The organism is Citrobacter freundii complex sp. CFNIH2 (assembly GCF_002880615.1).
GTDB lineage: Bacteria > Pseudomonadota > Gammaproteobacteria > Enterobacterales > Enterobacteriaceae > Citrobacter_A > Citrobacter_A amalonaticus_F.
Genome location: NZ_CP025757.1, coordinates 1892358 through 1903846, shown reverse-complemented (window position 1 = coordinate 1903846; position 11489 = coordinate 1892358). Strand labels below are relative to the sequence as shown.

Genomic DNA, 11489 nt, shown 5'->3' with positions numbered 1-11489 from the left:
GCCCGTATCGGCAGGCTATCCCGTTACTGGAATGTCATCACCATTGCGTCAAAATCGATGGTCCATTTATAGTGTTTTAAAAACTGGTGACTGATAAAGCCGTCGAGAATCATGCCGGATTCGGTAAAGTAGAGTTCTTCTGGTAATACACCGTAAAGCCCTGTTGAACCCTTCTGATTTAATGTGCCAACCGAGATACTGTCGATGGGCAGACGGGTTACGGCAAACCCGCCGCCGCCCAGTCCCCCCTGGTCGTTATCCGGAATCGCGTGATCCCCATCCTGCAATTTCACCCCGGCGTAATTCAATGCTTCTTTCTGCAGCAAAATAGCGGCATCTGGATCGTCGAGACCGGAATCCAGGAAGAAGGTCATATCCTCCTTACCATTAACTGCGCCTTTGACAATCATGAAATGCGTTCCTTCCAGGATAAAGGGAACGTGAGTACCGCCGTCGGCGGCGACTTTGCGTTGACTCTCTTTATTTCTGGGCATCAGTACCAGTTGGCGTTGTGGATAATCCAGCGAAGTGAGGAACTGGTGAAATACACCGGTGGATAAAATACCGTTGACTTCAATTTTTTCACCTGTTTTTTCATCTGTAAAAACCCATGAGTCCGGGAACTCCGCAATATCAATAGGTACATCATGCAACGTGACCTCTCCCAAATCTAATGATTGCAGTCGTGAATAATGGGTTTCTGCCGTCTTTCCTCCGGCATACGTCCCCGTAAAACTGGCCTGCAATTCGAGATTCAGTTTCTTTGCCATTGCGGCGTTGAGCACAAATAAATCGGCGCCGGTATCGATGAAGACATTCACAGGTTGCCCGTTCACCCTGACGGAGACCACCGGTAGATGATTCATGGAGATAAAGGGCAATACCGATTGCTCAGCTTTCCACACTGGACGGTAAGGTTGGTCACTGCCATAGGAATTCATTAAACTCAGGAGGGCGCGGTCATTCTCACTGAGTGATTTCCGTTGTGTATCGTCGAACAACGTTTTCGCTTTCGCATACTGGCCCGTCTGGTAATAGACGTAAAGCAGTCGAACCTGACTTCTCAGATCCTTTGAAGCCTTGCGGAAAAGCGTTTCCGCCTGCGCATAATCGCCCTGCAAATAACGAATCACACCCTGCGTATAGGTCGCCTCGTCCTTGTACAGTGGGTCATCGAATAAAGGTTTTAGATACTCCTCGGCTTTATCGAGATTGCCTGTCACCCGTTCATCCTGCGCAATATCCCAGCGCAGGGCGTTGTTCGTGGGGTGTCCGGCAAGACGAGTCGTTCTGGAAGCGATCATATCCCGATAATCCGCGCGATTTAGTCGCTCATCAGCCATATTCTCCGGCGTTCTCACGTCTTGAGATATATTCTCAGTTTCCCCCATGGCTAAGGGAATAAAAGAGACAGAACAGAGGGCAATGGAGGTAGCTATTATCCGTATAAACATAATTGATGCTCCTTTCAGCTATAATAATCATGTAGTTATGCAGGTCGTAAACCTGTATTGTCATCATCAGAAATCGAAACCAGGGTAGGGCGGCACGGTTTTTTTCCAATAGCAAACACCGCCGCAAGCCGCGGTGTTTATTCAGACTGGCAGAAATGCAATATCAGGACTGAATCGGGCGATTAATCTCCGTTGTCCTCTTTAACGGGAATATAACTGAACAGATCGCCTGGTTGACAATCAAGATATTTGCACAAGGCATCAAGAGTAGAAAATCGAAAGCCTTTAATTTTCCCTTGCTTTATTAACGACAGATTCTGCTCTGTAATTCCAATCGCATCAGCAAGTTCCTTTGATTTAACTTTTCTTGCGGCCAGTAACACATCCAGTTTAACAATGATTGCCATAACAGTTACCGCCTCAAAGGAACAGTTTATTTTCTTCGTAAAGAGCACTCGCCTTTTCCAGTATTTTAGCCACTGCCATCACGCACAACGCAATAAAAAACCAGACGACATGATGGAGCTCAAACCCGATCAGTATTTCACGCTCTCCCGCAGGGTGAAGCATCGTCAACCAGTAACTGGTCACCGGATCCGCAAGCAGGGTCATCACAGTCCAGACCCCCAGTGAGGCGCCGACTCTGCTCATATGCTGTGCCGAACGGGCGGAAAAATAGTTCCGCCGGGCATAAGCCTGAAACAGCGATCGTAGCTGATACAGGCAGTAACAGAGTGGAGCCATAACCAACAGGCTGATGACCCCGGCACCCGCAGCCTGCCACCATGGCAGCGTCTGCAGGTTGATATTGAGCGCAGAGAGCCGCTGGTCAGTGAGAGACAGCGTTATCCCGTAGAACTCATTCGAGAATGATAAGGCGGGAAAAAACAGGGTAACCGAATTTAGCAAAACGATAGCAATCAACAGCATCATGGTGAACGTGACCATTCTTTGGCTGAGTTGCGCCAGTGCATCAGTGGACATAGAACCTCTGTGAGTCAGCATTGCGTGATAGTGCAAACAATACACAAAATTAAAGTAAAACAATAATTTTTTATTGTTTTACTTTAATAAAAATCAAGAAAATAAAAAATAATCATTATATGTCAATGGGTTAATGTTATTTCATTTTTACCTGCCAGAAGAACGGTGGGTGACGTAAAGACGCCGCAATAACTGTGGACGGGATCGCGTTTTGGACGGCGATCACATTTTTCCGACCTGCATATACCCCTGCTGAAATTACGTGTTACCATTCACACCGTAAATACCTTTCAACTCAACCCGAGGCTTTGATGCTGGAGAATGTAATCATCTGATAATCAGTTTCCCCGACCTTTCCAGGCCGGACTGATTATCAATGCGCCGAAATCGAATGCGGACACCGCTGTGTGTTTGCACGTTTTGCACATGATGATTAAACAGGTTTTCCAGTATGAATTTATCCCGTCAGGAACAACGTACCTTACACGTTCTCGCCAAAGGTGGACGTATTACGCACGTCCGCGATGCGTCAGGCCGCGTCACTGCCGTTGAATGCTACAGCCGCGAAGGGTTGCTGCTCACCGACTGTACACTCGCCGTCTTCAAAAAACTCAAAACCAAAAAGCTGATCAAATCCGTTAATGGTCAGCCGTACCGCATTAATACCACCGGGCTGAACAACGTTCGTGCTCAGCCAGATAACCGCTAAGGAGAGTGTTATGACAACACGCAACTTCACTTTTCATATCACCGATGAAAGTGATGCCAACGACATCCGGGAAGTCGAAACCCGCGCCTTTGGCTACAGTAAAGAGGCCTGCCTGGTGGCTTCTTTGCTCGAGGACGACACCGCGCGCCCAACGTTATCGTTGCTGGCCAGGCAGGAAGGTACAGCCGTCGGACATATCCTGTTTACCCGGGCGACCTTTAAAGGAGAAATGAATTCGCCGCTGATGCATATCCTGGCTCCTCTGGCGGTCATACCTGAATACCAGGGGAAGGGCGTGGGCGGATTATTGATTCGTACCGGTTTAGAACACTTACGGTCGATGGGATGTCAGTGCGTTTTTGTTCTCGGTCATGCCACTTACTATCCGCGACATGGATTCGAACCCTGCGCAGGAGACAAAGGCTATCCCGCGCCTTACCCCATTGCGGAGGAACATAAGGCCTGCTGGATGATGCAGTCCCTCTCTGCACAACCCCTTGATCGTGTCGGCGACATTCAATGTGCGCAGGCCTTAATGAAACCGGAGCACTGGCGTGAATAGCAATCAGACTGAACGCTCTCTTATTCGCAACTCAATGAAAGGAATTAACTAATGGATATCCCACGTATTTTTACGATTAGCGAAAGCGAACATCGCATTCATAACCCGTTCACGCCGGAAAAGTACGCCACATTGGGCCGGGTGTTACGCATGAAGCCGGGGGCGCGCATTCTTGATCTCGGCAGTGGTTCAGGTGAGATGCTCTGCACCTGGGCGCGCGATTACGGCATTAACGGTACCGGTATCGACATGAGCCAGCTCTTCACCGCGCAGGCAAAACAACGTGCTGAAGAGCTCGGCGTCAGCGAACGCGTCCATTTTATTCATAACGACGCGGCGGGTTACGTCACGGACGAAAAATGCGACGTGGCGGCCTGTGTTGGCGCGACCTGGATTGCTGGTGGCTTTGCCGGAAGTGTCGAGCTGTTGGCAAAAAGCCTCAAGCCTGGCGGAATGATACTGATCGGTGAACCCTGGTGGCGTCAGGTTCCCGCGACGGAAGAGATCGCCCAGGCCTGTGGTGTTTCGTCGAAGGCTGATTTTCTCACCCTTCCTGGGCTCGTCGCTTCTTTCGACGAACTCGGCTATGACGTTGTGGAAATGGTACTGGCAGATCAGGAGGGCTGGGACCGATATGAAGCGGCGAAATGGCTGACGATGCGCCGTTGGTTAGAGGCTAACGCAGAGGATGATTTTGCCGATGAAGTCCGGGCGGAGTTGACGATAGCGCCTAAACGCCACGTCACATACGCCCGGGAATACTTCGGTTGGGGCGTATTTGCGTTAATCGCACGATAAAGTAAGTCATACGGTATAGCCTGAGGGCTATGCCGTATTCTCCCCAGAAGAGAAGCGTCGTGGCGAAAAGCGACGACCCGTATTAACTAATTATCCACCTGAAGCTTTCTTCCTTTCCGTCCCACCACGATGTCAGGTCAGACTCGTCAGCAATTAATCGTTAAAACAATACAAATGGATTGTTTTTGTGACGTGGTTATAATAATTTTTTAATAATCCCAAAAAAGTGGAGGCTTGTTTCCAATTAAGTTAACTAATTTTTATTGATAATTAACATTATTCCATCCTTGTTTTTGTAGGATTATTCCCTCTTTTCAGAAGATTCTTAAAATGTATTTTTGATAATTCCTAAGATTGATGTGGTGATTTATTTATTTTCCTAAGGAGTGATTAAATAATCCTGGTTTTTCAATAATATTACATGTTAAAAAGTTAATTTATTGTTTCTTTTTTGTTGGTTTTATTATTGAATTGCATTGTTTGTTGGTTTTTGTATCTGATTGATATTTATGTATATATGTCTATTATTGTTAATAATCTGATCTAGTTTGTCGATAAAATTAAGAATAGTGATAGTTGTTTCCTATCATGATGTATTAGATTGAACAGTTATATCATTTGGCAGTTTTTTTTAAGTTAAGTGTATATTTGCGAATAGCGACACAAGGAGGGATAACGTGGTTGTCGATGATAAAATTTCTCCACTGATCGCTCTTGCGCTGAGTGAAATAAAAAATCTGGCAGCGAGGCCGACAGATCGGAAACCATTCTGCTTTCTTCCTGCAATGTGGGTACAAACACGATGCTGTTGCGCCATAGTTGCTGAATATACATTAGTGAGTATTTCAGACAAACAAGACAATTTGTTCCTGAAACAACATATAAATTATTGTGATTCTATTAATCTGATTATTGAAAAACTTAGGGATGCGCAGGATAACAGTGGCGTTCAGACGTGTGAGTTTTGCCAGTTTATGGCGAAGATGAATCGGGCTGATAAACACACGCTCAATGCGATTGTTTGTCTGGATACCTATGCTGACGCTTCGCAATATCTGGGGTTGAGCCAGAAGTCGATATACTCAAGGTTGTACAGTATTCTTGAACGTATTAACGTAAGGGATAAGCGGTTATTTTTTCGCTGGTATAAATATATGCTGATTCATTCAACAACATTCCGGCCCCGAGGCCTGAATATTGTTCTTTCCGCGGCGGATTTTCCACCAGGTTCAGAAATGAATGAGACGATCAACGGACACTGAAACGTAACAGGGAAGGGAATCCTTACGGATTCCCTTTTTGCGGGTAACGTGCTGGTCTTTTAACGGTAAAGTGCGGCTTTGCCGATAGATGAGAATAAATTCATCTTGTGAACCACGATAGCTTTCGCAGATTCCATTGGCTTGATAAATAAGGCATTAGGTTCGTGACTGCCTGACTTCAGCTCGTCTTCCAGGGCAACGAAGAAGGCTTTCTTCATGTCGCTGGAAATGTTGATCTTGCCGACACCGTATTGGATGGATTCTGCGACTTCCTCATCTTTATTTCCCGACCCCCCGTGGAGAACCAGCGGGATGCTTAAGCGTTGTTTAATGGCTTTCAGCCGTTCGATATCCAGTTTTGGTTGTTTTCCTGCCGGATATAAACCGTGTGATGTGCCAATCGCCACCGCCAGCGTATCAACCCCCGTCTCGTTAACAAATTGCTCGGCTTGTTGGGGGTCGGTATACAGTATTTCAGCATGGCCTCCCTCGCCGCTGCCCTGTGCCACACCGATAGTCCCCAGTTCGGCTTCGACGGAAATACCCGCAGCGTGCGCCACTTCGGTCACACGGCGGGTGATGGCGATATTTTCCTCCAGCGGGAGGGCCGACGCGTCGATCATCACCGAGGTATAGCCGGTCCGTATCGCCCGCATAATCTGCTCAAGGGTCTGTCCATGATCAAGGTGAATGACCACCGGCACCGTTGCTTTAATGGCCAGTTCCCGAAGATAGTAAATAAATTCATCACCGGTGAAATCATGTTCGTCCGGATGCACTTCAAGAATAACCGGGGAGCGCAGTTTTTCTGCAACGTCGATAACCACTCTGGCGAATTCAGCTGAAGCGATATTAAAAGCCCCGACACCGAATTTATGTTGTTGAGCGACGGCTAACAGATCTTTCATATTCATAAGCATGGTTACATCTCCTGTACAGTTTCAGGGCAATCTTTCTTAATAAAACGCAGAATAATGGCGGTCAGTAACGCACCAGCGGCGATAGCAACGACATAGGCCACAACATGGGTAATCACATTGGGAATGAACATCACGAAAACGCCGCCGTGTGGCGCTCTCGACGCACATCCCAACGCCATAGAGAGTGCGCCAGCCAACCCGGATCCCGCGACGATGGCGGGAATCACGCGGAGCGGATCGGCAACGGCATAGGGAATGGCGCCTTCGGTGATAAAGGACAGCCCGAGAACATAGGTCACTTTCCCGGTGTCTCTTTCTTGACGGGTAAATTTGCGACCGAATAACGTGGTGGCCAGCGCAATGCCCAATGGCGGGACCATACCTGCCGCCATGCAGGCAGCAATAGGCTCATAGATACCTGTCGACATTAGGCCAATGGCAAACATGCAGACGGTCTTGTTAAGTGGGCCGCCCATATCGAAGGCCACCATCATGCCGATTAGCAGTCCCATAATTGCGGCATTGGTATTGCCAAGGTTTTCGAGGAACGATGTCAGCGAGTCGAGAAGAAACTTAATCGGTTCGCCAATAACCAGCACCATCAGTGCGCCGGTAATAAACACGCTCAACAATGGCACGATCAAAATAGGCTTAAGGCCTGCGACGGATTTGGGGAGGTTAATGTATTTAACGATAACCAGTGTGACGTAACCGGCTAAAAAACCTGCCAGCAAAGCCCCCAGGAAACCTGACCCGGTTTGTATGGCCATCATGCCGCCTACTGCGCCGGATACGATCCCCATATTGCCGCTGATCGATTTACTGATCCCGAGCGAGAGGATTGGGAGCATCAGCGCAAAGGCGGCACCGCCTCCGATATCCGACAGCATTTTTGCCAGCGGGCTGAAGTTGGCATCGCCGGGCGTTGCCGCCGTAATACCAAATGAGAAGCTCAGTGCGATGAGAATGCCGCCCGCAACAACGAACGGGATCATCAGATTAACGCCGGTGATAAGATGAATATAAATCTGAGAAATAAGCGATTTATCTTTATCGGCTTTGGACGGTTCCTGCTCAGTCCCGGATTCAAGGTGTCGCTCAGGCTGTAATTCCCCGGAGATAATCTCATCCAGTAAGCCTGCCGCATCTTTCGCGGCGCGCGTCACTGAAACCCGAATAATGTTTTTGTTATGAAAGCGGCTAAGGTCGATGACCTTATCCGCAGCAATTAAAACAATATCGGCCTGGCGGATATCGTCGTCGGTAAAAATATATTCACTTTCAACAGCACCCTGCGTTTCGACAAGGATAGGGATACCCTTTTTAAGGGCGTTCTTTTTAAGATTGGCTTCTGCAAGGTAAGTATGTGCAACACCTGTTGGACAGGCGGTAATCGCAATTATTTTCATTTTATTCTCCTTGTGAAGAAACTACTCTCCGGTATTATTAATAATTAACCGGTAGAGTTCCTCTTGCGAACTGGCATTAAGTAATTTCTCAACAACATCATCATCCCCTAATGCTATAGATATACGAGCCAGAACTTTGATATGTCCCGCTCCGCTGTCTGCCTCTTTTACCGCAAAAAGAATAACCAGTTTTACATCGGAACTGTCCATTGTTTCCCAATCGACCGTATCCTTCAGTTTGGCAACGGCTATTCTTGTTTCACTCACCCATCGGGACTTGCCATGTGGAATGGCTATCTGATTTTCAAAACCGGTCGACCCCAGGGATTCTCGCGCAAGAACATCGTTAATAAACCCTTGTTTATTATCAATAATGCCTTCATCGCAAAGCGACTGGGTCAATTGCTCAATGACATCTATTTTGCTTGTCGCCTGCATGTCAGTAATAACGCAGGCTTTACTTAACAGATCGCTGATCACTATTTTATCTAACATGCTATTTCTCCTGGATATGGCGTTCGGCGAATAAGGTTTCCGTCACCCGAATAATGTCTTTGGCTGAAAACAGCGCGGAAACATAGGCTACAGGAATCATCATTTCCTCTATCCGTATGGTTGAAATGATTAAGTCACATTGTTTCTCAGCCAGTGTTTTTTTCAGTCTGCTTCCAGGAACAATATCGATAATCTCCCAGTCAGGAAACGCTTTGGTAATCCGACTATAGAGAAGTTGAGATGTTCCTACGCCGCTTGAACAGACAAGAATGATTTTCTTATTTTCTTTTACCTTTTCAATGGCAGCCTGAATGTACACGGTTAAATAGGCAACCTCATCTTCAGACGGGGGATCGTGTTTACTGTTCTTATTCATCGTCAGTGTCGCGTCTCTGACCGCAACAAAGACGGGGGAAAGCTCTTTCTTTATTTCGTCCAGTAATGGGTTATGGATGATGATCCTAAAAGACAGACGATTTAGCATCGGCTTAATATGCATCACCAGCGAGTTCAGCAACGTCTGGTCAGAGATCAAATCACATTTTAACGACTGAGAGAGTAGGCTGGTGAGTTGGATTGCATAATCCAGCGCTTCTTTGTCGTGCAGCCCTCTGGCTGATGGTACGGTATGCTCGGGATGTTTCCCGGATGAAACAAGATATTGATAGATATAGTTCACTTCAATTGCCGGGAAGGTGAAGGCATATTTTTGCTCAAGCCAGATGATGGCTTTTTCAGCAATCAGCCATTCCTTACTATTATGTGCCTGTACCGGGTCATTAGGTGGGCGGCTATTTCTCTTCTCCATTCGTCGGATCGTGACCAGCAAATGTGAGAAAAGATTGGTGTAATAGGGTTCGCTAATGGCACACCCTAATTCATCCTCTATATAGGTGATGAGATTGATACAGTTGGAGACGCTGTCCTGGCCAAATTCATTGATCAGTTGCACCCGGGAGAATCTGTCGATTCTGCTGTCCGTCATTTGATAGTTGCATAAAACGCTATGGGTAATGATCTCCTTGAGGGCCTTGCGAATATCATAATCCGTGCCTTCAATAAATGTTCCCGTACGGTTTTTTACCATCAGCAGAGCAAAGCATGCGACCCAGCGCTCTATCTTGTTTAAATCTTCCACAATAGAAGAACGACTGATGAAGTATTTTTCTGATAAAAAACTGATGGACAGCGGTGAGGGTGAATGTGTCAGTAAATCGGTCGCAATACCGACCAGTCTTTTACTTTTTAGTATGTTCACAACATGCTCATCACCGGAGGTCGCGGGCAGCGAGACGATATCATGCGCATCAAGTTTCAGGCCTAAACCGGGGCGACTGAGTATGACGCTATCTTTATCAGCGAAAAAAAGATTAATGGCTTCGACGTCTCGTCTGAGCGTACTGACAGAAATATTGAGCATCTTCGCGGCTTGCGCGGTGGTCAGCCACCCATTCTCATGAGCTAAACGGTTGACCAGTGATATTTGTCTTTTGCTTAGCACTTTCATTAACCGCTCCTTCGATGATAAGTGGGGGCTTTACTGATGTTAGTTATAGCGATTCGAATGACAGAGGAAAATACCAGGAGATGAACGTATGTAAACCATCATAATGAACAGCAGATAACAGGGTAGAGGCGTCATTATACGCAGACATTTGTAAGAAACCGTCCTTAAGCGAAAAGAAGACGATAAAAACGTGGCAGAATAAGCGAGCGATATGAGAATAATGATCCTTTTGTTAATTCATCTTGCAGAATTATTTACAAAAAGACGATAAATATAAATGCTTCCTAAACCAAATTAATGATTTTATCCGCTCTTTTTTTTATGATGACGGATGGCAGGCGTGTAATGTCATTTTTTTAAGAGAGAAAATGCTGAGTTAACGATATAATATTATCGTTACTTAATCTTGTGAACTGAGTCAAAGAATTAAATCACCTCTGGCCATCATTTCCTCTTGTTATCTTACAATGGATTAATTAGTCTAAAATGTACCAACCCTTTCGGAGTATGGCATATGAGTTCACTGCCGCAGCGAACACAGGTCATTGAAAACTGGTATCGGGAATCAGAAGATTTTTCTACACTGGTAAATTATCGGGTATTACGGGCTGGTCATATATTGACCGGAACGAATTTCCATATCCAGCGTCAGTCTGTCGTGGGACATGAACTTATTTTCTGTCTCAAGGGGAAAGGCGTTATTTGCCTGGAGAATAAAAAATACGAAGTGAGGGAGGGAAGTCTGGTCTGGCTCCCTGTCAGGATGCCGCATGAACATTTTCCGGACAGCGCCGATCCCTGGGAGATATTGTGGTTAAGAATTGACGGTTCGAAGATGGACAATATTATGAATTTTCTTAACGTCCTTCACCAACCCGTATTTGAGTTCGAATCGCCAGATGAAATAACCGATATTTACCATCAGTTATTTGGTCTGATGAAAAGCCATACTCTGGTCGCGGATGCCCATTGCGATCTGTTGTGCTCGAAATTAATTTACACTCTTCTGGAAAGTCGCAGTCATGAGAATGAAGTTTCACCGGTGATCACGCATCGCGGATTAGGTCGCCTGATTTATCAAATTCACAGTCACTATAACGACGAGTGGGATATTGATAAATTTATGCTCTATTGCCAGGTGAGTAAATCCCAGCTTTTTCGTCTCTTTCAGGAGACGTTTAATCAAAGCCCGCTGCGATGGTTGAAAAATTACCGCCTGTCTCAGGCGCGTCGCCTGCTAGTCGAAACGGATGCCACAATTGGAAGCATCGCCAGTCAGGTAGGTTATCAGGATCAACTGCATTTTTCGCGTGAGTTCCATCGGGCGGTCGGCGTTTCACCCAGTGAATTCCGCCGACGGGAAAAATCGCTGTAAGCAGCGTTCAGTCC

Annotated in this window: 11 protein-coding genes and 1 pseudogene; 5 read left to right on the top strand and 7 right to left on the bottom strand. The window is 46.5% G+C overall.

What is annotated here, in order from left to right; all coding sequences use genetic code 11:
* Positions 1–23: 23 nt before the first annotated feature.
* From WM46_RS09485 to WM46_RS09475, 3 genes are all read right to left on the bottom strand, one after another.
* Positions 24–1454 carry an aspartyl protease family protein gene (locus WM46_RS09485; protein ID WP_102602109.1) on the bottom strand — a complete coding sequence of 477 codons (1431 nt, stop codon included), beginning with the start codon at positions 1452–1454 and terminating at the stop codon, positions 24–26.
* Positions 1455–1636: 182 nt separating this feature from the next.
* Positions 1637–1861 carry a helix-turn-helix domain-containing protein gene (locus WM46_RS09480; RefSeq protein WP_102602108.1) on the bottom strand — a complete coding sequence of 75 codons (225 nt, stop codon included), beginning with the start codon at positions 1859–1861 and terminating at the stop codon, positions 1637–1639.
* Positions 1862–1874: 13 nt separating this feature from the next.
* On the bottom strand, positions 1875–2438 hold the full coding sequence (locus WM46_RS09475) for a DUF2975 domain-containing protein (protein WP_187394474.1): 564 nt from the start codon (positions 2436–2438) through the stop codon (positions 1875–1877).
* A 451-nt stretch (positions 2439–2889) separates the two neighbouring features.
* On the opposite strand from WM46_RS09475, the gene WM46_RS09465 reads away from it, so the two are divergent.
* The 4 genes and pseudogenes from WM46_RS09465 (at position 2890) to WM46_RS09450 (ending at position 5769) form a co-directional block, all read left to right on the top strand.
* A complete protein-coding gene (locus WM46_RS09465; RefSeq protein ID WP_061077081.1) occupies positions 2890–3147 on the top strand; it encodes a YjhX family toxin in 258 nt (85 codons plus the stop codon).
* A gap of 10 nt (positions 3148–3157) precedes the next feature.
* Positions 3158–3705, top strand: a pseudogene (locus WM46_RS09460) (GNAT family N-acetyltransferase).
* Positions 3706–3760: 55 nt separating this feature from the next.
* Positions 3761–4507: an SAM-dependent methyltransferase gene (locus WM46_RS09455; protein ID WP_102602105.1), complete on the top strand. Its 747-nt coding sequence runs from the start codon at positions 3761–3763 to the stop codon at positions 4505–4507.
* Positions 4508–5184: 677 nt separating this feature from the next.
* Positions 5185–5769 carry a hypothetical protein gene (locus WM46_RS09450; RefSeq protein ID WP_102602104.1) on the top strand — a complete coding sequence of 195 codons (585 nt, stop codon included), beginning with the start codon at positions 5185–5187 and terminating at the stop codon, positions 5767–5769.
* Positions 5770–5828: 59 nt separating this feature from the next.
* Here WM46_RS09450 and WM46_RS09445 read toward each other — a convergent pair whose 3' ends face one another.
* Genes WM46_RS09445 through WM46_RS09430 form a run of 4 tightly spaced genes read right to left on the bottom strand, consistent with a single transcriptional unit; the run spans position 5829 to position 10100 of the window.
* The gene (locus tag WM46_RS09445; protein WP_102602103.1) at positions 5829–6689 is read right to left on the bottom strand and encodes a ketose-bisphosphate aldolase; all 861 of its coding nucleotides are present in this window, start codon (positions 6687–6689) and stop codon (positions 5829–5831) included.
* A gap of 2 nt (positions 6690–6691) precedes the next feature.
* Positions 6692–8098, bottom strand: a complete 1407-nt coding sequence (locus WM46_RS09440; protein ID WP_102602102.1) for a PTS fructose transporter subunit IIC — start codon at positions 8096–8098, stop codon at positions 6692–6694.
* 21 nt (positions 8099–8119) lie between these two features.
* On the bottom strand, positions 8120–8593 hold the full coding sequence (locus tag WM46_RS09435; RefSeq protein ID WP_102602101.1) for a PTS sugar transporter subunit IIA: 474 nt from the start codon (positions 8591–8593) through the stop codon (positions 8120–8122).
* A 1-nt stretch (position 8594) separates the two neighbouring features.
* Positions 8595–10100 (bottom strand): BglG family transcription antiterminator, encoded by a 1506-nt coding sequence (locus tag WM46_RS09430; protein WP_102602100.1) that lies wholly within the window; start codon positions 10098–10100, stop codon positions 8595–8597.
* A gap of 514 nt (positions 10101–10614) precedes the next feature.
* On the opposite strand from WM46_RS09430, the gene WM46_RS09425 reads away from it, so the two are divergent.
* On the top strand, positions 10615–11475 hold the full coding sequence (locus WM46_RS09425) for an AraC family transcriptional regulator (protein ID WP_102602099.1): 861 nt from the start codon (positions 10615–10617) through the stop codon (positions 11473–11475).
* Positions 11476–11489: the final 14 nt, after the last annotated feature.

Excerpts from the sequence above, each read along its gene's own strand:
- WM46_RS09485 (WP_102602109.1), bottom strand. The coding sequence starts at position 1,454 with ATGTTTATACGGATAATAGCTACCTCCATTGCCCTCTGTTCTGTCTCT.
- WM46_RS09480 (WP_102602108.1), bottom strand. The coding sequence starts at position 1,861 with ATGGCAATCATTGTTAAACTGGATGTGTTACTGGCCGCAAGAAAAGTT.
- WM46_RS09475 (WP_187394474.1), bottom strand. The coding sequence starts at position 2,438 with ATGTCCACTGATGCACTGGCGCAACTCAGCCAAAGAATGGTCACGTTC.
- WM46_RS09465 (WP_061077081.1), top strand. The coding sequence starts at position 2,890 with ATGAATTTATCCCGTCAGGAACAACGTACCTTACACGTTCTCGCCAAA.
- WM46_RS09455 (WP_102602105.1), top strand. The coding sequence starts at position 3,761 with ATGGATATCCCACGTATTTTTACGATTAGCGAAAGCGAACATCGCATT.
- WM46_RS09445 (WP_102602103.1), bottom strand. The coding sequence starts at position 6,689 with ATGCTTATGAATATGAAAGATCTGTTAGCCGTCGCTCAACAACATAAA.
- WM46_RS09440 (WP_102602102.1), bottom strand. The coding sequence starts at position 8,098 with ATGAAAATAATTGCGATTACCGCCTGTCCAACAGGTGTTGCACATACT.
- WM46_RS09435 (WP_102602101.1), bottom strand. The coding sequence starts at position 8,593 with ATGTTAGATAAAATAGTGATCAGCGATCTGTTAAGTAAAGCCTGCGTT.
- WM46_RS09430 (WP_102602100.1), bottom strand. The coding sequence starts at position 10,100 with ATGAAAGTGCTAAGCAAAAGACAAATATCACTGGTCAACCGTTTAGCT.
- WM46_RS09425 (WP_102602099.1), top strand. The coding sequence starts at position 10,615 with ATGAGTTCACTGCCGCAGCGAACACAGGTCATTGAAAACTGGTATCGG.